The organism is Rhodospirillales bacterium RIFCSPLOWO2_02_FULL_58_16, assembly GCA_001830425.1.
Lineage (GTDB): Bacteria > Pseudomonadota > Alphaproteobacteria > Rhodospirillales > 2-02-FULL-58-16 > 2-02-FULL-58-16.
This window is the reverse complement of record MIAA01000026.1, coordinates 16,303-42,976: the sequence shown is the minus strand read 5'-3', so window position 1 is coordinate 42,976 and position 26,674 is coordinate 16,303. Positions and strand designations below refer to the sequence as shown.

The 26,674-nt window shown below is 57.3% G+C and carries 27 protein-coding genes; 14 read left to right on the top strand and 13 right to left on the bottom strand.

Translation table 11 applies throughout. The features are described from left to right. The first annotated feature begins 3 nt into the window (after window positions 1-3). From A3H92_04400 to A3H92_04365, 8 genes are all read left to right on the top strand, one after another. Window positions 4-342: a twin arginine-targeting protein translocase TatB gene (locus A3H92_04400; protein ID OHC74926.1), complete on the top strand. Its 339-nt coding sequence runs from the start codon at window positions 4-6 to the stop codon at window positions 340-342. A gap of 2 nt (window positions 343-344) precedes the next feature. Continuing rightward, a complete protein-coding gene (locus A3H92_04395) occupies window positions 345-1,133 on the top strand; it encodes a twin arginine-targeting protein translocase TatC (protein ID OHC74925.1) in 789 nt (262 codons plus the stop codon). A 26-nt stretch (window positions 1,134-1,159) separates the two neighbouring features. Then, window positions 1,160-2,434, top strand: coding sequence for a serine--tRNA ligase (locus tag A3H92_04390; GenBank protein ID OHC74924.1), 1,275 nt, complete (start codon window positions 1,160-1,162; stop codon window positions 2,432-2,434). Further along, window positions 2,427-3,203, top strand: coding sequence for a 5'/3'-nucleotidase SurE (locus A3H92_04385; GenBank protein OHC74923.1), 777 nt, complete (start codon window positions 2,427-2,429; stop codon window positions 3,201-3,203). Before A3H92_04390 ends, A3H92_04385 begins: the two co-directional genes overlap by 8 nt. Continuing rightward, window positions 3,200-3,838, top strand: a complete 639-nt coding sequence (locus A3H92_04380) for a protein-L-isoaspartate O-methyltransferase (protein OHC74922.1) — start codon at window positions 3,200-3,202, stop codon at window positions 3,836-3,838. Before A3H92_04385 ends, A3H92_04380 begins: the two co-directional genes overlap by 4 nt. Further along, on the top strand, window positions 3,835-4,836 hold the full coding sequence (locus A3H92_04375) for a hypothetical protein (protein OHC74921.1): 1,002 nt from the start codon (window positions 3,835-3,837) through the stop codon (window positions 4,834-4,836). The genes A3H92_04380 and A3H92_04375 overlap by 4 nt, the downstream gene beginning before the upstream one ends. Then, a complete protein-coding gene (locus A3H92_04370) occupies window positions 4,836-5,234 on the top strand; it encodes an acetylglutamate kinase (protein ID OHC74920.1) in 399 nt (132 codons plus the stop codon). The genes A3H92_04375 and A3H92_04370 overlap by 1 nt, the downstream gene beginning before the upstream one ends. Before the next feature lie 351 nt (window positions 5,235-5,585). Beyond that, window positions 5,586-5,957, top strand: a complete 372-nt coding sequence (locus A3H92_04365; GenBank protein OHC74919.1) for a hypothetical protein — start codon at window positions 5,586-5,588, stop codon at window positions 5,955-5,957. Window positions 5,958-5,970: 13 nt separating this feature from the next. Here A3H92_04365 and A3H92_04360 read toward each other — a convergent pair whose 3' ends face one another. Genes A3H92_04360 through A3H92_04325 form a run of 8 tightly spaced genes read right to left on the bottom strand, consistent with a single transcriptional unit; the run spans window position 5,971 to window position 14,371 of the window. Beyond that, a complete protein-coding gene (locus tag A3H92_04360; protein OHC74918.1) occupies window positions 5,971-6,465 on the bottom strand; it encodes a hypothetical protein in 495 nt (164 codons plus the stop codon). Window positions 6,466-6,490: 25 nt separating this feature from the next. After that, window positions 6,491-7,222: a hypothetical protein gene (locus A3H92_04355; protein ID OHC74917.1), complete on the bottom strand. Its 732-nt coding sequence runs from the start codon at window positions 7,220-7,222 to the stop codon at window positions 6,491-6,493. 20 nt (window positions 7,223-7,242) lie between these two features. Further along, window positions 7,243-7,608: a hypothetical protein gene (locus A3H92_04350; protein ID OHC74916.1), complete on the bottom strand. Its 366-nt coding sequence runs from the start codon at window positions 7,606-7,608 to the stop codon at window positions 7,243-7,245. Between the two features lie 16 nt (window positions 7,609-7,624). After that, on the bottom strand, window positions 7,625-11,338 hold the full coding sequence (locus A3H92_04345) for a cobaltochelatase subunit CobN (GenBank protein OHC74915.1): 3,714 nt from the start codon (window positions 11,336-11,338) through the stop codon (window positions 7,625-7,627). A 13-nt stretch (window positions 11,339-11,351) separates the two neighbouring features. Continuing rightward, on the bottom strand, window positions 11,352-12,374 hold the full coding sequence (locus A3H92_04340) for a cobalamin biosynthesis protein CobW (GenBank protein OHC74914.1): 1,023 nt from the start codon (window positions 12,372-12,374) through the stop codon (window positions 11,352-11,354). Window positions 12,375-12,377: 3 nt separating this feature from the next. After that, complete coding sequence (locus A3H92_04335; protein ID OHC74913.1) at window positions 12,378-12,896, bottom strand: bifunctional adenosylcobinamide kinase/adenosylcobinamide-phosphate guanylyltransferase; 519 nt, start codon at window positions 12,894-12,896, stop codon at window positions 12,378-12,380. A 36-nt stretch (window positions 12,897-12,932) separates the two neighbouring features. Then, entirely contained in the window at window positions 12,933-13,589 is a 657-nt protein-coding gene (locus A3H92_04330; protein ID OHC74912.1) for a hypothetical protein, read from the bottom strand. Next, the gene (locus A3H92_04325) at window positions 13,586-14,371 is read right to left on the bottom strand and encodes a cobalamin 5'-phosphate synthase (protein OHC74911.1); all 786 of its coding nucleotides are present in this window, start codon (window positions 14,369-14,371) and stop codon (window positions 13,586-13,588) included. Before A3H92_04325 ends, A3H92_04330 begins: the two co-directional genes overlap by 4 nt. 97 nt (window positions 14,372-14,468) lie before the next feature. Between A3H92_04325 and A3H92_04320 the strand changes: the two genes are divergently transcribed. Further along, window positions 14,469-15,485 (top strand): nicotinate-nucleotide--dimethylbenzimidazole phosphoribosyltransferase, encoded by a 1,017-nt coding sequence (locus A3H92_04320; protein OHC74984.1) that lies wholly within the window; start codon window positions 14,469-14,471, stop codon window positions 15,483-15,485. Here the strand turns inward: A3H92_04320 and A3H92_04315 are convergent. Continuing rightward, entirely contained in the window at window positions 15,466-16,839 is a 1,374-nt protein-coding gene (locus A3H92_04315) for a hypothetical protein (protein OHC74910.1), read from the bottom strand. The genes A3H92_04320 and A3H92_04315 overlap by 20 nt on opposite strands. 9 nt (window positions 16,840-16,848) lie before the next feature. Further along, on the bottom strand, window positions 16,849-18,105 hold the full coding sequence (locus tag A3H92_04310; protein ID OHC74909.1) for a hypothetical protein: 1,257 nt from the start codon (window positions 18,103-18,105) through the stop codon (window positions 16,849-16,851). Window positions 18,106-18,255: 150 nt separating this feature from the next. Between A3H92_04310 and A3H92_04305 the strand changes: the two genes are divergently transcribed. The 5 genes from A3H92_04305 (at window position 18,256) to A3H92_04285 (ending at window position 23,598) form a co-directional block, all read left to right on the top strand. Continuing rightward, the gene (locus tag A3H92_04305; protein ID OHC74908.1) at window positions 18,256-19,701 is read left to right on the top strand and encodes a DNA methylase; all 1,446 of its coding nucleotides are present in this window, start codon (window positions 18,256-18,258) and stop codon (window positions 19,699-19,701) included. 47 nt (window positions 19,702-19,748) lie between these two features. Beyond that, on the top strand, window positions 19,749-20,486 hold the full coding sequence (locus A3H92_04300; protein OHC74907.1) for a hypothetical protein: 738 nt from the start codon (window positions 19,749-19,751) through the stop codon (window positions 20,484-20,486). Window positions 20,487-20,507: 21 nt separating this feature from the next. Continuing rightward, a complete protein-coding gene (locus A3H92_04295; GenBank protein OHC74906.1) occupies window positions 20,508-21,446 on the top strand; it encodes an NAD-dependent dehydratase in 939 nt (312 codons plus the stop codon). Further along, on the top strand, window positions 21,443-21,943 hold the full coding sequence (locus tag A3H92_04290) for a hypothetical protein (protein OHC74905.1): 501 nt from the start codon (window positions 21,443-21,445) through the stop codon (window positions 21,941-21,943). Before A3H92_04295 ends, A3H92_04290 begins: the two co-directional genes overlap by 4 nt. A gap of 65 nt (window positions 21,944-22,008) precedes the next feature. Next, window positions 22,009-23,598: a DNA methylase gene (locus A3H92_04285; protein ID OHC74904.1), complete on the top strand. Its 1,590-nt coding sequence runs from the start codon at window positions 22,009-22,011 to the stop codon at window positions 23,596-23,598. 36 nt (window positions 23,599-23,634) lie between these two features. Here A3H92_04285 and A3H92_04280 read toward each other — a convergent pair whose 3' ends face one another. The 3 genes from A3H92_04280 to A3H92_04270 are packed head-to-tail and all read right to left on the bottom strand — an operon-like array spanning window position 23,635 to window position 26,639. After that, entirely contained in the window at window positions 23,635-24,102 is a 468-nt protein-coding gene (locus A3H92_04280; GenBank protein ID OHC74903.1) for a DNA polymerase III subunit chi, read from the bottom strand. A 19-nt stretch (window positions 24,103-24,121) separates the two neighbouring features. Continuing rightward, on the bottom strand, window positions 24,122-25,645 hold the full coding sequence (locus tag A3H92_04275; GenBank protein OHC74902.1) for a leucyl aminopeptidase: 1,524 nt from the start codon (window positions 25,643-25,645) through the stop codon (window positions 24,122-24,124). Window positions 25,646-25,670: 25 nt separating this feature from the next. Further along, on the bottom strand, window positions 25,671-26,639 hold the full coding sequence (locus tag A3H92_04270; protein OHC74901.1) for a hypothetical protein: 969 nt from the start codon (window positions 26,637-26,639) through the stop codon (window positions 25,671-25,673). Between the last annotated feature and the right edge of the window lie 35 nt (window positions 26,640-26,674).

Genomic DNA, 26,674 nt, shown 5'->3' with positions numbered 1-26,674 from the left:
TTCATGTTTGATATCGGTTGGCAGGAACTCTTCGTCATCGCCGCCGTGACCATTGTCGTCGTCGGTCCCAAGGAGCTTCCGCACATCCTGCGCACCATGTTCCTGTGGGTGCGAAAGGCGCGGGAGATTGCCAGTGATTTTCATAACGGCCTTAACGATATCGTCAACGAAGCCGGCCTTGAAGACATCAAGGAGGATGCGAAAAGGGCGGCGGCCCTTAACTTTCAGGACGAAATAGAGAAGGTCATAGACCCCGGCAAGGAGGTCGCGGCCGCTTTTGCTCCTGAAGACAAGCCCGATAACGCGCCGAAGGATCAGGCACCCAAGGCGAACGAGGTTTAGCGATGGCGGAGGAGTCGATAGACGAACAAAAGGCGCCGTTGATCGAGCACCTGATTGAACTGCGTCGCCGGCTTATCAACTCGGTTATTGCCGTCATCCTGCTGTTTTTTGTCTGCTACTACTTCGCCACCGATATCTACGGCTTTCTGGTGCAGCCGCTGGCCGACGCCATGAGCGGGACGGGGGGCAATCGGCGGCTGATCTTTACCGCCCTGCACGAAGCGTTCTTCACCTATCTTAAAGTGTCCTTCTTTGCCGCATTATTCGTGGCCTTTCCGTTCATTTCCATTCAGGTGTGGATGTTCGTCGCGCCGGGGCTTTACGCCAATGAGAAAAAGGCGTTTCTTCCTTTTCTGGTGGCGACGCCGATTCTTTTTTTCACCGGCGGGGCGTTGGTCTACTACTTTATCTTTCCTCTGGCCTGGAAGTTTTTTCTCGGTTTTGAATCGCCGGGCGGCGAAGGAACCCTGCCCATCCAGCTTGAAGCCAAGGTTGATCAGTATTTATCCCTGGTGATGCAGCTTATTTTCGCCTTCGGCCTGTGTTTTGAACTGCCGGTGGTGATGACGCTGCTGGGCCGGATAGGGATGGTCTCGTCCAAGGGAATGAAGGAAAAGCGCAAGTACGCCGTTGTGTTAGCCTTTATCGTAGCGGCCATTCTCACTCCGCCGGACGTCATCAGCCAGATCGGGCTTGCGATTCCGATCATCGTCCTCTACGAAATTTCCATCTATTGCGTACGCATGGTCGAGCGCACCCGCAAGGAGAACGAGGAAAAAGACGCCGCCTAACGCCTGTTCGCATAACTGGATTTACCATGTTTGACATCAAACGGATACGCGACAACCCCAGGGCCTTCGATGAAGGACTTAGCTGTCGCGGCCTGCCTGCGGCCTCCTCTGAACTATTGGAACTGGATCAACGGCGGCGCGACGCCTTGACCCGCGCCCAGGAACTTCAGGCTATGCGCAACAAGGCGGCCAAGGCCATCGGCGTCGCCAAGGCCAAGGGCGAGGACGCCACGGCGCTGATCGCCGATGTATCGCGCTCCAAGGCCGAGGAAGCCGAAGCCGAGGGGGTGGCGCATGTCGTCTCCGAGGAACTGGAGCGGGCGCTCGCCGGTTTCCCCAATCTGCCCGCCGCCGACGTCCCCGACGGCAAAGATGATACGCAAAACCGCGAGGAGCGCCGCGTCGGCGAACCGCCGTCCTTCGCTTTCCCGCCCAAGGAACATTTTGATATCGGCGAGGCGTTGGGACTGATGGATTTCGAGGCGGCGGCCAAGATATCCGGCGCCCGCTTCGTCGTGCTACAGGGCGCTCTGGCCCGCATGGAAAGGGCGCTGGCCTCTTTCATGTTGGACCTGCACACCGGCGAATACGGCTATGTCGAGGTCAACCCGCCGGTGCTGGTCCGCGACGGCGCCTTGTTCGGAACCGGGCAATTGCCCAAGTTCTCCGCCGATTTGTTTCGTACCGAAGACGGGCTTTGGCTGATCCCCACCGCCGAGGTGTCGCTGACCAATCTGGTCGCCGGAGACATCATCGCCGAATCGGCGCTGCCCAAGCGCTTCACGGCGATGACGCCATGTTTCCGCTCCGAGGCCGGCAAAGCCGGCAAGGACACCAGGGGGATGATCCGCCAGCACCAGTTCGCCAAGGTCGAGCTGGTCAGCATCGTTCATCCTGACCGATCGGCATCCGAGCTTGAGCGCATGACCTCTTGCGCCGAGGAAGTGCTGAAACGCCTGGAATTGCCTTACCGGGTGATGACGTTGTGCGCCGGAGACATGGGCTTTTCGGCGCAAAAGACCTACGACATCGAGGTGTGGCTGCCGGGAGCGGGGCGCTACCGGGAAATATCAAGCTGTTCCGACTGCGGAGAGTTCCAGGCCCGTCGCATGAAGGCCCGCTTCCGGCCCGAGGGCGGCGGCGAAATACGCTTCGTCCATACTCTTAACGGCTCCGGCCTGGCTGTCGGGCGCACCCTGGTCGCCGTGCTGGAAAACTACCAGAACGAAGACGGTTCGGTCAGGATTCCGGCGGTCTTGAGGCCCTACATGGGCGGCTTGGAGGTTATATCGGGTGGCTGATAAACCTCTCAAACAGGCGCGGATTCTGATCACCAACGATGACGGCATCAACGCGCCCGGACTGAAACTGCTGGAGCGCATCGCCCGCTCTATCGCCGGCGAAGTGTGGGTAGTCGCTCCGGAAAGCGAACAGAGCGGCGCCGGTCACTCGCTGACCCTGCGTCGGCCGTTGCGCATCCGCAAGGTTTCGGCCCGCCGTTTCGCCGTTGACGGCACTCCTACCGACTGCGTGTTGATGGGGATCAATAAAATCATGCGTGAGCGCCGTCCCGATCTGGTGCTTTCCGGCATCAACTGCGGCGCCAACCTGGGCGAGGATGTTACCTATTCGGGAACCGTGGCGGCGGCCATGGAGGGAACTTTGCTGGGCATCCTCTCCATTGCCTTCAGTCAGATAACCGACGACCGGCATGGCCCGCGATGGACCGTTGCCGAGGAATGGGCGGCGACGGTGATCAAGCGCCTGTACGCCGGCGATTGGCCCCGCAACGTGATGATTAACGTTAATTTTCCCGATGTTGCCGCCGGGTCGGTCACCGGCATCGAGGCCACCTGTCAAGGCCGGCGCAAAATAGGCGATCAAATCGCCGAGGGGGCCGACCCGCGTGGGCAGCCGTATTTCTGGATCGGCGCCCAGCGCTCCGAGAATTACTATAAGCCCGGCGCCGATCTGGAAGCGGTGAGCCGTGGCGCTATTTCGGTGACCCCGCTGTTCCTCGACCTTACCCACAAGCCGTCGCTGAAAGCCTTGAAGGCCATGTTTCAATGAACGCGAAATCAGGCATGGCCCGCATGATGGCCGAGCTGCGCGGCGGCGGCATTACCGATTTACGGGTGCTCGCGGCCATGGAAAGCGTGCCGCGCCGACTTTTCGTTTCCGAACCATTCAGCGCCAAGGCTTTTGACAATGTTGCCCTTCCCATCGGCCACCATCAGACGGTAAGCCAGCCGATGGTGGTCGCCCGCATGACCCAAGCCCTGGATGTGGGCGAACGCATGAAGGTGCTGGAGATCGGCACCGGATCAGGTTATCAGGCGTCGGTTCTGGCCCGCCTGTGCCGACGCCTTTATACCATCGAGCGTCACGCCCCTCTTCTTGAAGAGGCAGAGAAGCGCTTCACGGAACTAAGATTCACCAACATCACGGCCATACACGGCGACGGCAGCCTCGGCTGGCCGGAACAGGCGCCCTTTGACCGCATCATGGTCACCGCCGCCGCCATTGACGTGCCGCCTCTGCTGCTGGAACAGCTTGCGGTGGGCGGGCTGATGGTGGCGCCGATAGGCGACGGCGACCATGACCAACGCCTTGAGCTGGTTCGTCGCACCAATGACGGCGTCGAGACCGAAGACCTGGGCGCCGTGCGCTTCGTTCCCCTGGTCGATGGAGAGGGAACCAGATGAGGTCGCGCTTTCTTTTCCTGCTGCTTGTGTGCGCGGCGCCGGCCGGATGCGGCTGGGCCGAATGGCCGCCTCCCGGAAACCGGCCCCGCGACGTCAATCGACCGCCGGCAATGGAAACAAGCAACTCCGGCGCTTTGGTCGTCACCGCCGGCAGTGAAGACACCGTTTATATTCTATCCCGCCGCCATGGGGTTTCCATGCGCGCCATTATCGACGCCAATAACCTGACGCCGCCTTACCGTCTGACGGCGGGTCAGAGAATCATCCTGCCCGGCGAGATCAAGCATCTGATAGTGCGCGGCGACACCCTTTCCGGCATTTCCATCCGCTACAATATCGGCATGTATGAATTGGCCCGCATCAATGACCTCAAGCCTCCTTTCACCATCATTGTCGGAAAATGGTTGCACATACCCAAGGTGGGTGGGGGGAAGATGGAAACGGCGCCGGCCGCTCCGCCGGAAAAATCGTCCGTAGTGGCAGTTACTCCGCCGGAAAAATCGTCCGTAGTGACCGTCGCCCCGCTGGAAGAAGCCCCGGCGGCAAATAACGCGCCGGTTGTTGAACCGCTGGCAAAGCCGGAAGCGGTTCCGGATCCGCCGCCGAAAAGCGGCAAGAGGTTCTTATGGCCGGTTAAGGGTACGGTGTTGTCCGACTTCGGCCCCAAGGCCAAGGGGCTGCATAACGACGGCGTCAATATCGCGGCCCCTCGCGGCGCTCCGGTCATGGCGGCGGAGAACGGCGTCGTCGCCTACGCCGGCAATGAGATCAGGGGCTTCGGCTTTCTTTTGCTGATCAAACACGCGGATGATTGGGTCACCGCCTACGCTCACAACGAGACGTTGCTGGTGGCGCGGGGCCAGCAGGTCAGCAAGGGCCAGGTCATTGCCAGGGTCGGCTCTACCGGCTCGGTCGCCAAGCCTCAGCTTCACTTTGAAATCCGCAAGGGAAAGCGCGCCGTCAACCCCCAGTCCGTCGAGTTGATCAATAGTTTCTGATGAGTAAAAGATTCACTACGCCGCCCGGCATGGGCGATGTCGAGGCGATTGCCCGCGCTGCGTTGAAGACGATCCCCGACGACCTGATCCGTCATGTCAAGGACGTGGTGATCCGCGTCGAGGAATTCCCCGACGACGAAACCGAAAGGGAGATGGAGCTGGACAGTCCGTTCGATCTGCTCGGCCTCTACAGGGGAGTTTCGCTGGATCGCAAGAGCGTTGCCGAAACACCGGGCGATGTCGATATGATCCTTCTTTATTATCGCCCGATCCTGGATTACTGGTGCGAAACAGGCGAGGAACTGGCTCATGTCGTGCGTCATGTGCTGATCCACGAGATCGGCCACCACTTCGGCTTCAGCGACGACGACATGGAGCGCATCGAAGATCGGGAATAGAAAAAATTCCTCCCTCTTGCTTCAAGAGGTCAGAAAGGGGTCGAAGAGGGATTCGCCCCGATCAATACGCGCCTGCTTTCGCGCCGCCGCTTCTTCCCAAGCCGACAGGGGCTTTTGAGGGTATTTCGTCATGCCGACAATTATACGCAAACCGAGGTAAAGAGGGGAGAACTTGTTTGTTCATGCCTACGATCAACACAATATCTGGTATAATGCTTGCGCGCATTATGAAGATGTAGTAGACAATCATCCGGTCATGCTCATTGGGGCCTGTAATAAAACCAGAGGGGGATTGCTCGCGAAACGTCGGCGTAATCGGTCTTTACGGGCGGTAGCGCGCTAAAAATTATTATGACAGTTGAATGGATACCTTTGCGCGTCAGCGCGCTTATCGCTTTGTGGGATGAGGGATTGCCGACCAGCGAAATCGGTCGCCGACTCGGCGTGTCGAAAAATGCGGTTATCGGCAAGATTCACCGGTTAGGATTGTCGAATCGCAAGTCCCCCGTTCAGAAAAAACCCCAGAAAGCCGCCATTATCGGAATGGAAAGCCTTACGACCGGCATGTGCAATTGGCCGGACGGCGATCCGGGAACGGATGGATTTAACTTTTGTGGACGCCCGACGCTTCAGGAAAAGCCCTATTGCGCCGATCATTGCGCCAGAGCCTACATAACCGGCAGCAGGGAAAAGAGCCAACCCAGGACAGCGCGGGCGGCTTAGAGCGGCTTGCCGTTTATCCCTCTTTAAGATCGCGGATGGCGATCCCTGATGCTATATTTTCAAAAATCATGGAACCCTCGCTCTCAAGGTTTTTAGCCGTCTTGATAAGACGATTAAAGGCCGATTTGACCGTGCCGGACGGCACCCCGTTTTCAAATTTATAATTTAAATCTTCGGTGATCATCTTGCGTGAGCGGTCACTCATATTGCCGTAGAATTTCTCCAGCAATTCCTTGTCGTTTTCGGCGGTCTTGAGGAGAACGATAATATCATCCTCTCCGGCGACTATAATAAATTTCTGAATTCCGACATTGTCGGCGTGTTTGATATGACTGATGAATTCCCTGGCTTTTTCCTCGTAATTATCAGGCTGGATGCCGACCGGGATCAGAACCTTGGTTACATTGAGCAACAGCTCCTTGAGTTCATCGCTTTCAAGAACGATCTCCGCATCATCAAATTTCAAGGAGTACACGCCGGCGGCAACTTTTTTGACGGAAATTTTCATTCACAAACTCCACTGTATATCGTCATCACTGGCCGGGGCCTTTAACCGCCGCGCCGTCGATAAAGCGAACGCCGGCCTCGATTGCCGCAGCCATAAGCTCCGGGGTGGCGATGCCATGAACATACGCCTTCAGTCGATTAGCCTCCGTCGCCTTGGCGAAATTGGTGAGATGGGCGCCGACATCTTTCGCCGGCCACGGCTTGTTTTTAAGATCAAGAGCCACGCCCGAATAGTTGCAGGTGGCGCAGATGCTGAAGTCCCGCATCGACGGCAACACCCGCATGCCGTAAGTAAGACAGAACGGGAAAAGCACGATGGCGATGTCATCGAGAAACGACATGCGGTTCACATCAACTATGTTCGTCACCTCAAAAATAACGGCTTGGCGCACCGCATCATCTAGGGGTCTGCATATATTACTGAACTCAACGGCGACGGCCTTAACCAATAAAGCCAGTCCGTTGATGGGGATGATGATTTTTATATCCTCGCCGGAAGCCGCTATCTGTTTGGCCTTTTGCATCCCGGCCTGAAGCGTTCCCTCCATATTTTTTATCAACAGCTTCTCGTTGACGACCCTGCCGCCGCTGCCTTCTCCCAGCAACGCATCGTCCGCCACAAGCGAACCGTCCGCCTTGGTCATTTTCGGAAAGCAGTACAGGGTGTCGAATTTGTCATGCCGATGATCAAATATCGGCACGAAATCACAATTGATCACTCCTGTCTCGCCGGGCGCCGCCGCTACGTTTCCCATCATGCCTTCCAGGGTATAGAAAATTACCGCCGAACTCCAGGCTCCGCCTTCTTCATCGGCCTGAAAGCCGTCAGAAAATAGACAACTACCGCAATCACGGAAAGCCAGTAACCGATATCCCCGACAAAACTCGCCATCAACAGCAGGAACATGCTGATGCCGACGATCACTAACGGGAAGCTGTGCAACAAGACGGCGAAGACAAAACCGGCGTTAATAGCCAGTCCGACCGCCATGAACGGCGTCCAGCCGAGTTGTTTGACGCCGCTGTCATAAATGAAGGGCGCCGCCAGCAAGGCCGCCACGGCTACTACCTGCAACTTTTTGTGGACCAGAGGCGGGTCCATGCGCACCGGCGCTTCTTCCGGTTTTTCAAATTCCCCGCTCATGTATCTCTCTCCAATTTTATTTCACCAGTTCGTTCAGCAACATGCGCGTACTGTTCAGCCGGGGCCGCCACAGGCCTCTTTCCTGCGCCTCGATCAGGCGTTCGCTTATTTCCTTTAACGCCGCCGGGTTATTGTTGTCCATGAACTCACGAACTTTATCGTCCTTGAGGTAAGCCTCAAAGACGGCGTCAAAGTGATGATCTTTGACACAGAGCGCGGTGGCGGCAAAGGCAAACAGGTAGTCTACGGTCGCCGCCATTTCAAAGGCTCCCTTGTAGCCGTGACGCATTACTCCCTCGATCCACTTCGGATTAACCACGCGGGCGCGGACCACGCGGGCGACTTCTTCTTCCAAGGTGCGTATCCTAGGCGTTTCCGGGCGGGAATGGTCATTATGATAGACAACGGGCTGATTTCCCGACAGATGGCGCACGGCGGAGGCAATGCCTCCTTCAAATTGATAGTAGTCGTCCGAATCGAGCAGATCATGTTCGCGGTTGTCCTGGTTTTGCACCACCGCTTCGGTATTCCTGAGGCGTTCCTCGAACAGGCCGTGAGCGGCCTCGCCATGGGCGGCGGCGCCGTAAACATAGCCTCCCCAGGCGATGTAAGCGCGAGCAAGATCACCTTCGTTTGTCCAGCCTTTCTCATCGATCAAAGCCTGTAACCCGGCGCCGTAGGCTCCCGGCTTGGAGCCGAAAACGCGAAAAGCGGCGCGGCGCTCCGCTTCCTCTTTGGACAGGCCGGAAGCCCGCAATTCACCGGCTTGACGCTTTACGCCGTCCGCCAGAGGATTTGTTTGAGCCGACTCGTCAAGGGCGGCGACGGCGCGTACGGCGGAATCAAACAGGTCGATCAGGCCGGGAAAAGCGTCACGGAAGAAGCCGGATATCCTGAGCGTAACATCCACACGCGGGCGATCAAGCAGTCTGGCGGGCATAATTTCAAACCCGGAAACCCGCCGCGAGGACGAATCCCAGATGGGACGCACCCCCATCAGCGCCAAGGCTTGCGCGATATCATCGCCGCCGGTGCGCATGTTGCTGGTTCCCCAAGCGGTGAGCGCCATGGTTTTGGGCCAAACGCCGTGTTCCTGCATGTGACGCTCCACCAGAAGAGCCGCTGATTTCCAGCCGAGCATCCAGGCGGCGGGAGTCGGCGCCGTGCGGGGATCAATCGAGTAGAAATTGCGTCCCGTCGGCAACACGTCCGGCCTTCCGCGAGTCGGCGCTCCTGACGGTCCCGGCTCGACGAACTTTCCATCGAGAGCGTTCAGAAGGCCTTTGATCTCGGCGTGGCCCGAGGCCTCCACCGCCGGACGGATGGTCTTGTCCAGTTGCTCAAGCACGGACCTGGTCGCGGCCCATTTTTCCCCCGGCGACCGCGTTCCGGAAACCAGATCGCCGGCCAGTTTTTCCAGCCGCTCCACCGTATCTCCGCATGTTCGCCAGGGATCGTCGCCGTTCAGCATTTTCGGTTTCGGTCCCTTCCAGGGGGCGCTCATATCGCAGTCCAAAGGATCGAAGTCAAGGCCGAGATCGCCGGCCAAAGCCCTCGGCAAGGAGGCGTCGCCGGCGCCGGACCCGCGTGGGGTGCGCACCAGCGCAACCAGCAGATCGGTGAGCTGTTGTCCGACCGGCGTCTCGCCGAAAATATGCAGGCCGTCGCGGATTTGCATTTCCTTCAACTCGCATAAATAGCTATCGAGTTTTTTCAATGCCGCGTCATCGTCATCGCCGTCGTCCATGCCGCAGTCGTCGCCGAGGCCGGTAACGCGGCAAAGATCAAGGATTTGACTACGCAAAACCTTGAGCCGGCGCGGGTCCAGTCCGGCGGCCTCATAATACTCATCGACAAGCTGCTCAAGATTCCTCAAGGGGCCATAGCTCTCGGCCCTGGTCAGCGGCGGCGTCAAATGGTCGATAATGACCGCCTGTGAGCGCCGCTTGGCCTGGGTTCCCTCGCCGGGATCGTTGACGATGAACGGATAGATATTAGGCATCGGCCCCAGCGCCGCCTCGGGAAAGCAATCGGCGGACAGGGCCAGACCCTTGCCGGGAAGCCATTCCAGGTTGCCGTGCTTACCCATATGAACAACGGCATTCGCCGCGAAACGAAACCTCAGCCACGCATAAAAGGCGAGGTATCCGTGAGGCGGCGGAAGATCGGGATCGTGGTAGCCGGACGCCGGATCAATGTTATAGCCGCGCGCCGGTTGCAGACAAACGGCGGCGTTGCCGCAACGAAACGCGGGAACGGCGAAGGCTCCATCCACAAAAAACGGATCATCCTTCGGACTGCCCCAACGCTCTCCGACCAGACGTCGCACGGCGGCGGGAAGGGCATCAAAAAAGACGAGATAGCCTTCCAACGGCAGGGTCTCGGTAATTTCTCGCCCGGCGAGGACATGCGTATTGTTGGTGGGACCGGCGCTTAACCGTGCGATAAGCTCGCCGCCATTGTCAGGAACATCCCTTACATCGTAGCCGGCTCCGATCATCGCTTTCAGCACGACTACCGTTGCCGCCGGGGTGTCCAGGCCGACGCCGTTCCCCATCCGCCCGTCACGGTTGGGATAGTTGGCAAGCACCAGGGCAACGCGGCGCTCAGAGATTGCCGTACGCCTCAGGCGCGCCCAATTGGCGGCAAGCGCCGAGACGAATTCAATGCGGTCGGCAACCGGCTCGTAGTCGATAATATCGATCTCGCAATTAAGATCGCGTCGCTTCAGTCCCTTGAAGGAAACGGCGCGGCTGATAATCCGGCCGTCAACTTCGGGCAAGGCGACATTCATGGCTATGTCGCGGGTCGAAAGGCCGTGGTCGCCTTTGCTCCAGTCCTCCTTGTTGCTCCCGGCGAAAATCACCTGAAGCACCGGGCTTGAGACAGCATCAAAAGGCGTTGAGCGCCGGCCGCCGGGAGAAGATACGGCAAAGCCTGTAGCGTTCAATACAACGTCACAACCGGCTCTCTCCAGAATTTCTTCGAGCGTTGCCGCCGCCACCGGATCGCGCAGACTGGAAACAAATATCGGCAGCGGATTCACCCCTGCTCCCGCCAACCCCTTGATAAGCGCGTCCACCGCTTTCAGGTTTCCCGCCTGAACCAGCGCCCGGTAGAACACTACAGCCGCTACGGCCTGTCCCTTTTTCCAATTTGCGTTTATGGTGGTTAGAGCATTGTCCGGCCAATAGAGTCCGGCGCGCAGCAGAGGTCTCGGTTCATCCCACTCGGATTTATGGCCGATAAGATCGGCGGAGAAACGGAGAAAGTTCCCGGCGTTGTCGATGCCTCCGTGAACGCAGTACTGCCAAAGGCGATGAACGGCCTCGCCGGGCAGCGTTGAAAATGCGGAAAGCTCGGCGTCCGGCTGATCGTCGCCGGGCAGGAAAGCCGCCGGAATCGAGCGTCTCCGGCATTGGGCCGCCACCTGTTCAAGGCCGTAGGGCCAATAGCCGCGTCCGCCCAACAGCCGCACCACCACCAGCCGGGCGGCGGCGATGACGGTCTCTACATAAAGGTCTACGGACATATTGTGGGCGAGGTGCAGCAGACCGGTCAGCCTGAGGGAGGGGAATTCCTTGCCGCTCAACCCGCCGTAAGCGGCGGCCAGACATGACAGCTCCGTATCGGCGGCGGAAAGCACGACGATGTCGCCGGGACTCTGCCTTAGATCGACGGCTTGCGAACCGTCGGATACCCCGCCGGGTTGGGCGGCGAGCAGGTGCATGCCCGTCTATTCCTTAACTTAGAGTCCAAAGCGTTGCCTGAATGGCGGCTTGGTCAAGTCCCTTTTGACCGATCACCACCAGCCGACTGCGACGCTCTTCGTCCGGGCGCCAGGGGCGATCATAGTAACGATTAATCCGGCAACCGACGCCCTGCACCACATGACGCATTTCCTTGCCCGGCACATGGATGAACCCCTTGACGCGAAGGATATCATGGGCCTCGGTCGCCGTTCTTATACGCGCCTCAAGAGCTTGCGGATCATTGATTGACTCAAGATCAACGATAAAACTGTCAAAGTCGTCATGATCATGGCCCTCGTCGCCGTCGTGATGCGATTTCCTGGAATCAAGGTCATCCTCGGCGGCGGCGCCTATTCCGAGAATGACGCGAACATCCACGGCGCCATGTACGCTCTCTACGATCCTGACGGCGGATATCCTGGCGATTTCGGCGCGCACGAAGGCGATTTCCGTTTTGCTGAGGACATCTGTCTTGTTGAGCGCCACCAGATCGGCGCAGAGAATTTGATCTTCAAATACCTCTTCCAGGGGCGATTCATGATCGATGTTTTCGTCGGCGGGGCGTTCGGCCCGAACGGCGTCGGGATCGTCGGCAAACCGTCCCGAAGCGACGGCGGGGGCGTCGATGACGGCGATGACGCCGTCAACGGTGACGCGGGAGCGAATCTCCGGCCAGTTAAAGGCTTTGACCAACGGCTTGGGCAGGGCCAGCCCGGATGTCTCGATGACGATGTGATCAGGAGGGACAGGACGCTCCAGCAGCATTTCCATGGTCGGCAGAAATTCGTCGGCTACCGCGCAGCAGATGCAGCCGTTGGCCAGTTCCACCACGTTGTCATCTTCGCAACCATTAACCGGACATCCCATAAGCAACTCGCGATCAATGCCGAGATTGCCGAATTCGTTGATTATCAATGCGATGCGCCTGCCGTCGGCGTTTTCCAGCAGATGACGAACCATGGACGTCTTGCCGGCGCCGAGAAAGCCGGTGATCACCGTAGCGGGAATTTTCATAAATCAGGCCCTAACTTCCTTAAGCACCGTCGGCAGGCCGGCGTTGATAAAAATGACCCTATCGGCGATCATGGCTATCGATTGATTAAGCCGCCCTGAGGCGTCAACAAAATCACGGGCCAACCTGTTGTCGGGAATAATTCCTTGGCCCACCTCGTTGGAAACAAATACCACCGGCCCCTGCAAGAGACTAAGGGTTTCAACCAGAACGCCGGTCTCACTGCCTATGTTGCGTTGCGCCTCCATAAGATTACTCAGCCAGATCGTCAGGCATTCGACAAGTACAGGCCGCCGGGGCGAGGAATGCTCTTTCAATGCCTGAGCCAAATTCAACGGCTCTTCAACCGTCGTCCATGTTCGATCGCGCCGTCCCCGGTGAAGACGCACGCGCTCGGCCATTTCGTCGTCTCTGATCTCGGCGGTGGCAAGGTAAAGACCGGCCTCGTCGGTATTGACCAGCCGTTCGGCATAGGCGCTTTTGCCGGAACGGGCGCCGCCCAGCACCAGGGTAATCAACGGCAGCGGATAGCGGATGAGAGAAACCAGGATAAACTCCTCTTAGGCAGACGGCATGTTGATTCCGACGACTCGCCAAGCGCCATTCTTGCCGACGCGGATGCCGTAAGAAACATGTTCGCCTTCATCTGCCGTAAAATCAAGTCTGGTCAGCGCCAAATTGCTTGTCGTGACGGCAAGAGCGCGTTCGGGGGTCAGATCAAGAGCCATGGCGACGGCGGCGCGGATAGTTCCGCCATGAGCCACGGCAACGATGTCGGCCCCGGCGTAATCCGCATTGAAGCGTCGGATAACTGCGGAAACGCGGTTAATTACATCGACGAAGCTCTCGCCTCCCGGTGGGGCGTTATGTGCCGGATCATGCCAGAAAGCGCGATATAATTGATCCGTTTCGACATTAAGCTCATCCCAGGTTTTTAATTGCCAGTCCCCCATATTTTGTTCCGCAAAGTCCGGCTCGACGATAGGTTTCGACGTTTTCAGGCCTTGCGCGGCGATGGCGGCCGCAGTTTCCTTGGTGCGTGACAGATGGCTGGTCACCCACACCGCATCCTTCGGCAGTGTTCTTGCCAGCGCCCGAAAACTATCAGTATCAGAGGTGTCGCAAGGAACGTCCAGTTGGCCGTAGATGACGCCTTCTTTGTAGATCACCGGCGCATGGCGCACCCACCACCATCTGGTTACTGCCGAATCTTTCATCCCGCCGCCGCCGCCAGGACCAGCAAGACCACAATCTCGACGGCTTGCTGCACGGCGCCGAGGACGTCGCCGGTATAGCCGCCGATCTGAACTTCGGCCAGCCACACCATAGCCGCCGTAACGACGACCGCCATCGCCAAGGCCAAAACCGACGCCTCGGCGAGCGGAAAGACGAAGACCAGCGCCATGCCGAGCAGAACGGCGGAGGTTACGCCCTCGCTTCCGGGTTTCCCGACGCCGACGCCGAGGCCGTCCTTGCGCGCCGATTCCATTATTACCATCATAACCGGCAGGACGGCGCGTGAAACGGCTCCGGCGGCGATAAGGGCCAAAGCCGCCGTCCCCGGCGCCGATATTCCGGAAAGAGCCGAGGCGCGCAGGCCGATGCTGAACACAATCGCCAACATGCCGTAGACGCCGATGCGGCTGTCGCGCATGATCTTTAATTTATCGGCGCGGGTCTTGCCGCCGCCGAAGCCGTCGGCGACATCGGCCAGACCGTCTTCATGCAAGGCTCCGGTCAGCAATACTCCCGCCGCCAACGCAATCAGAGCGCAGGCTGGCGGGGGCAGTCCCGATTTTGAAGCCAAAAACAACATCAGGCCCGCCGCCGCCCCGACAGCCGCGCCGACGAGCGGGAAAGTTCGCGCCGCCTCGGCCGGGGGCCGTTGCGCTTCCACGGCGGAGAGGTTAACAGGAATGCGCGTCAAAAAAGCGGCGGCAACCCGAAGGTCGAGCCATATCTCCGAGAGCGTTATCATTATCGATTCGCTGAAAGGCATATCCCGGCCTTATTGATGTTTGATATCGATCAAGTTTATAGGCGATAAAGAGCTTAAATGAAATCCATGGCTTGAAAGGAACAGCCTATTGCCGGAATTGACCCCTAAAACCCTTGATGATGTCCGCCGTCTGCTGAAGGATATCCCCAGCCCCGATGAGGCGGCGATATCCCATGCCAGGGAGCGTGAACCGCGTCTGACCAAGCCTCAAGGATCGCTGGGGCGGCTTGAGCGATTGAGCGAGTGGCTGTCGGCATGGCAAGGCCGTCACCCGCCGCGCATACAGTATCCTTTCGCTTGCGTCTTCGCCGGCAACCACGGCGTCGCCCGGCGCGGGGTATCGGCGTTTCCGCCGGAAGTGACGGCGCAGATGGTGGCCAACTTCGAGGCCGGCGGCGCGGCGGTGAATCAGCTTTGCACGGCTTTCGGCGTCGGCTTGCGCGTCGAGGCAATAACGCTGGAGCGACCGACGCATGACTTTACGCAAGCCCCGGCGATGAGCGAAGCCGAGTGCGCAGAGGCCGTCGCCTTGGGTTTCAGCGTGGTCAACAAGGACATGGACGTGCTTTGTCTGGGCGAAATGGGAATCGGCAACACTACTTCCGCCGCCGCGTTATGCCATGCCCTCCACGGCGCTGCGGCGCTCGATTGGACCGGCCCCGGCACCGGCATTGAAGGCGAGGCGTTGGCCAAAAAAGCCGCGATCATCGACATGGCGGTTGCCCTGCATCTTGACGCCGCCACCGACGCCATAGACATCCTGCGTCGTCTCGGCGGGAGGGAATTGGCGGCGATTGTCGGCGCCGTGCTTGCCGCCAGACTCAAGCGCGTTCCCGTATTGCTCGACGGTTATGTCTGCACGGCGGCGGCTGCTGTCCTTGAGGCTCAGAAGCAAGGCGCGCTGGACCACTGCCAGGTAGGCCACGTCTCAGCCGAGCCGGGTCACCACCGCCTTCTCAAGCGCCTCGACAAGACGGCTTTATTGAATCTGGATATGCGGTTGGGGGAAGCTTCCGGCGCGGTGCTGGCGGTGGAGCTGCTTAAGGCCGCCGCCGCCTGCCATGGCGGCATGGCAACCTTCAGCGAGGCCGGGGTCAGCGCCCGAAAGGATTAATTCTGGGAATTACTTTCAAGATAGCCCCCGATTTTTTATCCTTCTTTTCTTCCACCTCTTCTTCTTCCGCCATTTCGCTCCGCTCCATGCGCCGCTTCAGGCGCAGCAATTCGCGGCGGCGATTATCCTCGGCGATAAGATTTTCGATATATCGTCCCTGAAATAATTTGATCCCCACAACATGGCCGAAGTCCACGGCTTCGCGGTTATCAACCCGGCACAAAATTACTCGATCCGCCCCGACCTTCCTTATGGTGGCGACCAACTTGTTACGCATGTCGTCGCCTTTGTCGGCTATATCCGGTTTCCATATGAGCTTGACCAGATCAACCCCCAGGTGTTCCCTGTCGATCATATCAAGGGTCTGGTAGGTTAGTCCGTCCAGACAGACGCGATAACCTTTCTCCTGGACAAATTCGCGGGCGAACAGATAAGCGCCGATATCGGCGAAAATATCCTGATTTTGCAGTTCAATAATCATGGCGCCGCGACGTGACGCAGTGATGTTATCGTCAAAGGCGAGAAATTCGGGCGACAACATGGTTGAAATATTCATATTGAAACTGATGTCTCCGGAAATTGTCAAAGCGTCAGTCTTGGAAAGCATAGCCAACATGCGTTTGTCCAGAGTCTCGGTCAGGTGCTGAAATAACCAGGAATTGGCCATCAAATTGACGCCGGGAAGCAACGTTTCACGCAGATCTTTTATGGAAATGAACAGTTCGCTGAATTGTTGTTCAGGCACCATCTTCCTGTCGACCCTGCACACGAACTGCCGGCGAACAAGATTGGAAAGATCGGCGCGAATCAGCGCCGCCTCGACCCGACCCAATATTTCGGGGGTAAGAGGATCGCCCATCTCTTGCCTGGCCTTAAGCGATGAGCGCGTATTCTGGCGCATGTCACGCGATTCCGACTGGCGTCGGTGTTCGGTTTCCACCAAAAGCTGAACCGCATGAAGTATTTTATCGAACTCGGTTTCAGCGTCGTACCAGACGGAAAATTTACCGGATTTAACGTTTTTCTCATCTTCGAATAAAGGGTCATCGCTGAACATATAACGCACTTGCTGAACGATGGTTTCGGTTTGCGCCTGCGCTCCATGCTTGAAGACAAAGAAAAGATCGCCGTTCTTGAGCGTAAAGAGTTGTCCGTGCAGCGCCTTGATCAGAGGCTCAAAACTGTTGGCGGCGGCGCGGATATGCTGATCGCGGCGATTAAATGCCTTAAGCGCGGAAAGCTTGAGGTGGACGGCTCTGCGCCCGTCTCTGTGGGTTTCAAGACGGTGGACATAGTCCAGCAACAGGTTTTCCTGACTGGGCAGTCGCTTTTGAGCTTCCGGATTAGGCGTCATTTATATCCTTTAGATAATCCCCTTGGCCCGCAGGGCTTTCACGATTGTATCTATATAATACCCCTGAAAACGGGTAATGCCGAAAGATAAGGCCCACGCAACGGCTTTTTCGTTATCAATACGCGCCAGGATGATGCGGTTTTTACCGGTTCTGTCCACGATATCTTGTATGCCGAGCATGTGGGCGCCGGGAACTTCGCTGAAAAATTCCTTTCCCCAACTGACTTTAACGAAATCAGCCTCAAGCACGCTGGGATCGAAATACTGAAGCGAAAGAGGATTAACGCCGTCAATAAGAACCCTGTAGCCGCGTTCCTGCAACATATTACGGGCATAGGCGAATGCTCCGATATCCGCGCATATATCCACCATCTGCATCTCTATAACCACCTTGTGGGCGTTATCGCCGACGTTGTGGTGAAATAACTGAAACTCTTTGGAAAGAAGGGTGCTGAGGTTAAGGTTGAGACTCATCGGCACATCCATTGTCGCAAAATCTCTGCGACCGATCACCGCCAATACACGTTTATCCAGGGTTTCGGTCAGGTACTGAAACAGCCATGTGCTGCCGAACAGATTAATGTCCGGCGCCACCCTCTTTTGCAGGCCGGACATGGTAATAAAATGCTCGCAGAACAGCAGTTTTCCCTTGCCGTTGGCCTCGATCTTGATTGCTGATTGCTGCTGGATGAGATCGGAGATTCTGGTCTCGCTCATTTTTTTGCTGATGTCGGCCAGATTGGCGGGGGCCAGCGGCGTTCCCGACATTTGCCTGGCGCCCTCCACCGCCTTCTCCTCGGCCAACTTTCGCAGACGCTCCTCGGCGTCCGCCGTCAGATCGGTAATCAACGAAACAAAGTTGTTATAATCTTCATCCTGTGAAAGGTCGTACCAGGTGGCAAAAACGTCCTCAATCGAGCCTTCCTCGGCGGCGGTCAGCGGATCTTCACTGAACAAAGCCCTGACCTTGGCGACAGCCGGGTCGATTTCATCAATGGCGACGTCCACGCAAAGCAGGATCAAATCGCAATTGGAAAGCTCGAAAAGAGTTGCGTTAAAGGCGGCGATTACCGGCTCGAAAGAGCGCTTGGCAATGCGGATATAGTGGGGCTTGCGGTTGCCGGGCCTGAGTTCAGACAAGCGGAGATGAATGCTGTAAGCGCCGACGCGGCTGTCCTCCATGCTGAACAAACGATCCAGCAACAAGCTTTCCTCGCTTGTTTTCTCCAAGTCGGGAATTGTCGCAGCGGCGCCGGTCTCGGCCATCGTTAACCCATAAACTCTATGCCTTCGGCTATTATGCCCCGGATTATGAAAACAAAACGTTAATAAACATCAGCAGGCTTAATGGAATAATTGCTTGATTGCACCCCCATGATTTTGACGTTACTTTCGCCCGGCGACGGAGGTGGACTCATGGGAAACTCACTGTACTACGGCGACAATCTTTCCATTTTGCGAGAGAGCATTCAGAGCGAGAGCGTCGATCTGATTTACCTCGATCCGCCGTTCAACAGTCAGGCCAACTATAACGTCTTGTTCAAGGGCGCCTCGGGCAACAGCGCCGATGCCCAGATCGAAGCCTTCAAGGATACATGGCATTGGGGGGAAGAGGCGGAAAGCGCCTTTTCCGAGGTTCTTGGTTCAGCCAACACCCAGGCCGCCGAATTGCTCCGGGCGCTACGCCTGTTCCTCGGTGAAAACGATGTAATGGCCTATCTCGCCATGATGGCCGTGCGTCTGCTCGAACTGCACCGCGTATTGAAACCGACGGGATCGCTCTATCTGCATTGCGATCCGACGGCGGGTCATTACCTTAAAATTTTGCTGGACGCGGTGTTTGGCGCTCGAAACTACAAGAATGAAATTATCTGGTGTTATCGAAAGTGGAGCGTTGCGGCCGGCCAATTTGTTCGCAATCACGATGACATCCATTTAGTCACTAAATTACCCAAAGGCGCGACATTCAACGTCTTATACACTGATCCGTCAAAGGGAACTATGAAGCGATGGAAGGGACACAAGCAGCAAGCGGATATGGAAGACGGCATTCGTAAAGCATCAAGTCTGGCGGATGAAAAAGCTCAATCGCCAATGCCGGATTGGTGGGAAATTTCGATCATCAATCCAAATGCCGCCGAGCGTCTCGGATACCCGACTCAAAAACCTCTGGCTCTCCTTGAGCGGATCATTTCCGCCTCATCAAACGAAGGAGATGTAGTGCTTGATCCGTTTTGCGGCTGCGGCACAACCGTTCACGCCGCCCACAAGCTCAATCGCCAATGGATCGGCATCGACATCACCCACCTTGCCATTTCATTGATCGAGCGGCGCTTGAAGGACGCCTTTCCCGGCATCGCCTTTGACGTTTACGGGACGCCGCAGGATTTGGCCAGCGCGCAAGATCTCGCCCGGCGCGATAAATATCAGTTCCAATGGTGGGCGGTGTCGCTGGTGGAGGCGCGGCCCTATGGCGGCAAGAAGAAGGGGGCCGACGGCGGCATTGACGGCATCCTCTTTTTCCGCAGCGGCAAGGACAAGACGGAAAAGGCGCTGGTCTCGGTCAAAGGCGGCGAGAACATCGGCGTCGGCATGATCCGCGATCTGATCGCCGTGGTCGAGCGCGAGAAGGCGGCGGTCGGCGTGTTGATCTCGCTGGCCTTTCCCACCAAGCCGATGGAGAAGGAGGCCGCCGCCGCCGGTTTCTTTGAGACGCCGTTTGAGAAGGTGCCGAGAATCCAGATCATCACCCTGGCGGAGCTGTTCCAGGGTAAACGCCCGCGCATTCCCAGAATCGACTCCGCCGCTACGTTCAATGCCGCCGCTCGCGAAAAAACCGACCGGCAAACTGAGATGTTCTGATGCTGACCGGATAGGCAAGCCCCCGGACATGGCATTTTAATAACCGCATGAAACATCTCTCCTGCGCTTCCCCCGGCGTTCCCGACGGCGTATGCGTTTACGCCATCGGCGATATCCATGGCCGCATCGACCTTCTTGAAGACCTGCGCCGGCGCATCGCCGACGCCGCCGAACAGGATTCGCCGGGGCGTAACATACTGATTTACCTGGGCGATTATGTGGATCGCGGTCCTCATTCATGCGCCGTGGTAGAATCGCTGATCACGGCTCCTCTTGAGGGCTTTGAGACCGTGCATTTAAAAGGCAACCACGAAGACCTTTTGCTCTGTTTTTATGATAACGGGGCAAACGGCGATGTCTGGCTGTTAAACGGCGGCGCGGCCACCATCGAGAGCTATGGGATTAAACTTCCCGGCATGTTCACGGAAATGGAAGATTTACAGTCGATACGGCGCGAATTCCGCCGATTCTTGCCGCCAAGTCACCTTGATTTCTACCGCAGCCTGAAAACATCATACACGGTGGGAGACTACATGTTTGTCCACGCCGGCGTTAATCCGGGAACGCCTCTTGAAAATCAGCAGGAGTCATCGCTTCTTTGGATTCGTGAGGAGTTTCTGAATTGCCGAGAATCTTTCGGCAAAATAGTAGTGCATGGTCATTCCGTCAGGCCGTTTCCCGACATCAGGCCCAACCGTATCGGCATTGATACCGGAGCCTTCTATAGCGGGATACTAACTTGTCTGGTATTAGAGGGCAAGGAACGACGATTTCTGCAAACTTAGCGTTATGAGATGAGGAGCGGATTGTTGAGAAAAAGGATTTTGGTAACCGGCGGAGCCGGTTTTTTAGGCTCTCACTTGTGCGAGCGGCTGATTGCCGACGGCCATGATGTCCTGTGCGTTGATAATTTCTTCACCGGCGCCAAAGACAACATTATCCATCTTATGGACGATCCCCATTTCGAATTGATGCGCCACGACATCACCTTTCCGCTCTATGTGGAAGTGGATGAAATCTACAATCTGGCTTGTCCGGCGTCTCCCGTCCATTATCAGTTCGATCCCGTGCAAACCACCAAGACCAGCGTACACGGCGCCATCAACATGCTCGGACTGGCCAAACGGACGCAGGCAAAAATCTTTCAAGCCTCCACCAGCGAAGTCTATGGCGACCCGGAGGTCCATCCCCAGACCGAAGACTATCGCGGTAACGTCAACGTCATCGGTCCAAGGGCGTGTTATGACGAGGGCAAGCGTTGCGCCGAGACCTTGTTTTTTGATTACAAGCGCCAGCATAACCTTAATATCCGGGTGGCGCGTATTTTTAACACCTATGGTCCGCGCATGCACCCCAATGACGGGCGCGTGGTCTCCAACTTTATCGTCCAGGCCTTGAAAGGCGAGGCGATCACCCTGTACGGCGACGGCTCACAAACCCGCTCATTTTGTTATGTAAACGATCTGATTGACGGTTTTATCCGATTGATGGGCGCTCCTGACAATATCACGGGGCCGATGAACCTCGGCAATCCCGATGAATTCACCATCCGTCAACTGGCGGAAACGGTTATAAAACTGACCGGATCATCTTCGATCATTGAAACCTATCCCTTGCCCGCCGACGACCCCACTCAACGCTGTCCCGATATCTCGTTAGCCAAGGACAAACTGGGCTGGCAACCGAAGGTGCCGTTAAAGGCGGGTCTGGAAAAAACCATCAACTACTTCAAAGGAGTCCTATGACCAAGCATCCCGCATTATACATCATGGGCCTGTTTGCGTTTCTGTTCGGCACGACGGCAATGGCCCAGGGGCTGCCTTCCGAGAAGATATTGCCGTTGTCTTTGGCCAACGAGGCGGCGCTTGCCGCGCTCGCCGACTGCGAGGCGAAAGGTTACCGGGTCAGCGTCGCCGTTACCGACAAAAGCGGGTTGATCAAGGTCCACATCAAGGGGGACGGCGCCGGTCCCCACACGCTCGACAGCAGTTCGCATAAGGCCTACACATCGGCGAGCATGCGCAAATCGACGGCGGTTCTTGTCGATATGCTCGCCAAGAACCCGGCCTCCGAAGGGATCAAGTACATGAACGACAAGATTCTGGTCCTCGGCGGCGGATTGCCGATAACGGTCGGCGAGGAAGCAATCGGCGGCATCGGCGTCGGCGGGGCGCCGGGGGGGCATCTGGACGAAGCCTGCTCACAGGCCGGCATCGACAAAATCAAGGATCGGCTGAAATAACGTAAAACAACCTATTGTGCCTATTTTTTGACCAGACTACTATATGTTCTCCAGATGGGGGATACATGACCAACGCGCTTTACTACGGCGACAACCTGAAGGTTCTGCGCGAATCGATTGCCGACGAAAGCATTGATCTGGTCTATCTCGACCCCCCGTTCAATAGCCAAGCCGACTACAACGTTCTATTCAAAAGTCATTCCGGCAAAGCCGCCGACGCCCAGATCGAGGCCTTCAAGGATACCTGGGCCTGGGGCGACGAGGCCGAGCTGGCTTATTCCGAAGTACTGGCCTCGCCCAACACCCAGGCCGCCGAGATGTTGAGCGCCATGCGCTCGTTCCTGGGCGAAAATAACATGATGGCCTATCTCGCCATGATGACGGTGCGTTTGCTGGAATTGCGCCGGGTCTTGAAATCAACCGGCTCGCTCTATCTCCATTGCGATCCGACAGCCGGCCATTACCTGAAAATTCTACTGGATGCCGTGTTCGGCAAAGAAAATTTCAGGAATGAAGTTATTTGGCAGAGGACAAACGCTCACAATTTCAAATCAAAACAGTTTCATCGCGTTCACGATACTATATTTTATTACACAAAATCAGATAGATATTATTATCGCCAACCCTTTAGGGCTTTTTCACAACAGCAGCTTGATCGATATGAAGAAGATCCGGAGACCGGACGCTTATTCACCGGACAAGACCTGACGATTATCGGCGGAGATTTAACGCCTTGGCGAGGAACCGTTCCTACAACGCCACGGGGCTGGGGTTTAAGCTTGGCCGAACGTGAAAAATTATGGAATACAGGATTGATCCTAAAGCGGAAGGATGGATCGCCTCGCCTTGATGGCCGCAAAGTATGGCTTGATGAAAAAGAAGGGACACCCGTTTCGGATATGTGGACCGATGTGCATCGTATTGCCAATACAAGCAGCGAACGTCTCGGCTACCCAACCCAGAAGCCCGTCGCCTTATTGGAACGTATTCTGAGGGCTTCATCGAACGAAGGCGATGTGGTCCTTGACCCTTTCTGCGGCTGCGGCACCACGGTTCACGCCGCGCAGAAAATGGGGAGGAGCTGGATCGGCATCGACATAACACACCTTGCTATTTCACTGATCGAGCGGCGTCTGAAGGACGCATTTCCCGGCATCGAGTTCGATGTCCACGGCACGCCCAAGGATTTGGCGAGCGCGCAAGACCTGGCCCGGCGCGACAAGTATCAATTCCAGTGGTGGGCGGTGTCGCTGGTGGACGCCCGACCGTACGCCGGCAAAAAGAAGGGGGCGGACGGCGGCATCGACGGCATCCTGTTCTTCAGGGGCGACGCCAACAAAACCGAAAAAGCCCTCGTTTCGGTAAAAGGCGGCGAGAATGTCGGCGTGGGCATGGTGCGCGACCTGACCGCCGTGGTCGAACGCGAAAAGGCCGCCATCGGCATTTTAATCTCGCTGGCGCTGCCTACCAGACCGATGGAAAAGGAGGCCGCCGCCGCAGGCTTGTTTGAGAAGACGCCGAAAATCCAGATCATCACCCTGGCCGAACTGTTCCAGGGCATCAAACCGCGCATCCCGCTGATCGACGCCGCCGCCACCTTCAAGACGACGGCCAAGGAAGATCACAACAAGAGCAAGCAGGGTAAACTTCTGTAATGCCGACCGCCGCCTGTCCATAAAACCGGGGTTAGCTCAGCTCACAGTTCCCTTCTTCTCCACTTCTTCCCATCCGCCCCGATCCGTCTGGCGCAGATATGTGACTTCGTGGCCGGCGGCCTCGTACGCTTTCCAGCGTTCACGCGCCGCTTGCTTGGCGGCCTCGTCATTGCCGTTGAACAACTCAAAGCAACGCTCGAATTCCCCCACCCGTTCCGATACCGCGCCGTCGGCAAGAAACAGGAAAGATGCCTGATTGGGGTTCTCGTCTTTATCGGTCAACCACACCGGTTGATCTTCGGCGGCGCCGTCTTTGGCGGAGCCGTGAGGCAGCCAGGAATTTTGGTCATAGGTCCACAGCAGAGCGTTCAGCGCTTCCACCCTCGCCGCCGAGCCGGCAATGACAACGGCCCGCTTCCCCGCCTGAAGGGTTTTTTCCAACAGTTTAGGCAGAGCCTTTTCCAACGGCCATTTTTGCAGATGGTAGAATTTGACCTCGGTCATCACCCCTGCTCCTGAAAGCTCACTTGTCCTCGTAGCAGTCGGCAATCAGACGGTTGAGCAGACGCACGCCGTATCCTGTTCCGCCCTTGGGCGTTATGGCCTTGTCCTTGCTTGTCCAGGACACCCCGGCGATATCCAGATGCGCCCACGGCGTTTTGCCGACGAAGCGTTGAAGGAATTGGGCGGCGGTGATGCTTCCCGCCCCTCGGTCGCCGCTGATGTTTTTCATGTCGGCGATGTTGGATTTAAGCATGTTGTCGTATTCATCATCCAGCGGCATCCTCCACAGTTTTTCGCCTTCCAGATCACCGGCCTTGGCGATGTGCGCGGCCAGCGAATCGTTGTTGGAGAACAGCCCCGCCTTCTCATTGCCGAGGCAGATAACAATGGCCCCGGTAAGAGTAGCCAGATTGATCATCATCCTCGGCTTGAAGCGCTCCTTGGCGTACCAGAGGGCGTCGGCCAGCACCAGACGGCCTTCGGCATCGGTGTTGACGACTTCAATGGTCTGTCCCGACATTGAGGTGACGACGTCTCCCGGACGTTGGGCGGCGCCCGACGGCATGTTCTCCACCAACCCGATAACGCCGACGGCATTGACCTTGGCCTTGCGCCCGGCCAGCGCCTTCATCAGGCCGATAACAACCGCCGAGCCGGCCATGTCATATTTCATATCCTCCATGCCGAGCGCCGGCTTGATGGAGATGCCGCCGGTATCGAAGGTCACTCCTTTGCCGACGATAACGATGGGAGCGTCGGCCTTGGACTTGCCGCCGCCGGTATGGTTGCGATGTGCGCCGTTCCATTGCATGACCACCAGTTTGGACTCGTGCGCCGATCCCTGGCCGACGCCGAGCAGCGCCCCCATGCCGAGGCGCTTCATGCTGTTTTCGCCCAGCACTTCCACCTTGATCCCCAGTCTGGACAGCTCCTTGGCGCGGCCGGCCAGAGTCTCCGGATAGAGAATGTTAGCCGGCTCGGAAACCAGATCGCGGGCGAGAAATACGCCGGCGGCAACGCACTCGCGCAGGGCGAAGGCGGTCTGCGCCCGCTCCGGCGAATCGCAAAGGAACTTCATCGCCTTGAGCGTCGGTTTATCCTCCTTTTTCTCCTTGGTGCGGTACTTGTCGAAGCGGTACGAGGCGAGGCGCGCCCCGTAGGCAAGCTCCGCCGCCATTTCCGCAGCGCCCGGTTTGACGCCGCTCAATGAATCAACAATCACCGATACGTTCGGAGCGCCCTTAACGGCGAACGCCGAGTAAAGCCGCCCGCCGATCGCCTGCAAACGCAAGGCGTTGATTTTCGAAGCCTTGCCCAAACCGATCACATAAGCGCGGTCCAATCTGGTTTCCGCCGGAACCAACAAGTTCAGGCTTTGGTCCTTGTCGCCGTTGAAGCGCCCGGCCTTGATGGCGCGAACCAATCCGCCCTTCATATGCCTGTCCAGCATTTTGGCGCCGGCGGTGAGCTTGCCGCCGTCAAGGACGCCGACAACGACGGCGCCGGTTGCAGGCAAGGCGGACTTGGCAAACGTAATCTTCATGGCAGCCCTCATTATTTGACGTGGGTCAGGAATTGGCGGTGAAATTTTTGGGAATGGGATCTGCGTTCATGCCGCCGCCGGTCAACCAAACGACGCCGCCCGGCAAACTGGTGACTATGCTGACCAGTCCGAATAAAAGCGACAATACCAGCGCCCCCTCTTCGGGAACGCCGATAAGACTGAAAGCATAGACCATGGCGCCCTCGCGCACGCCCCAACCGGCAATAGAGATGGGAAGAATGGTGATCAGGATGACCGGCGGAATCAAGGCGATGCAATCCAGCCAGCTAATCTCCAGACTCAGCCCCACCGCCATTAAATAAACCCCCAACGTCAAGTTCAGGTGGCCGGTGGCCGACCAGCTTATGACCTTGAAAAGATGCAATGGATTAAGAAAAACGGTGCGCGTATCGGCGGCCAGGGTGGCCAGACCACGCACCAGACGCCAGCGCCGAAGCGACGACGGCAAACGATCCAGCATCATCAGCGCCGCCATCCCCGCCCCCGCCCCCGCTGATAACAGCGCGATGCCGCTGACGGCCCATGAGGCGGTTTCAACGCTGACCCTCGGCAGAAAAAATGGTTGGGTCGCAACGACGACGATCAGCAAGGCAAGAACGGTGGCCGCTCTCTCCAGCATAACGCCGTTAACGGCATTGCCCAATGTCATCCCGACTCTATAGGTGCGATAAATACGCACCGCGTCGCCCCCTACCGATGACGGCAGGGTCTGACTGAAAAATGCCCCGATATAGTATATCCTGAGCGCCGTTATAAACTTCAGCGGCGCCTTGATGGCATCCATCACCGCCATCCAGCGAAAAACGCAGATCACCAGTTGTAACAAAAAAATAACCGTGGCCAGCGCCAACATCGTCCGGTCAACCTCAACCAGTCGCGTCATGGCGGCGTCGAGATTAATACGACCGAGCAGGAACCAGATCAGGGTTCCCGACACCAGAAATTTAACCGCAATGCCTATCCATTTTTTCATGACGGAACTGTTTGTTTATTGAACAAAGACGCACA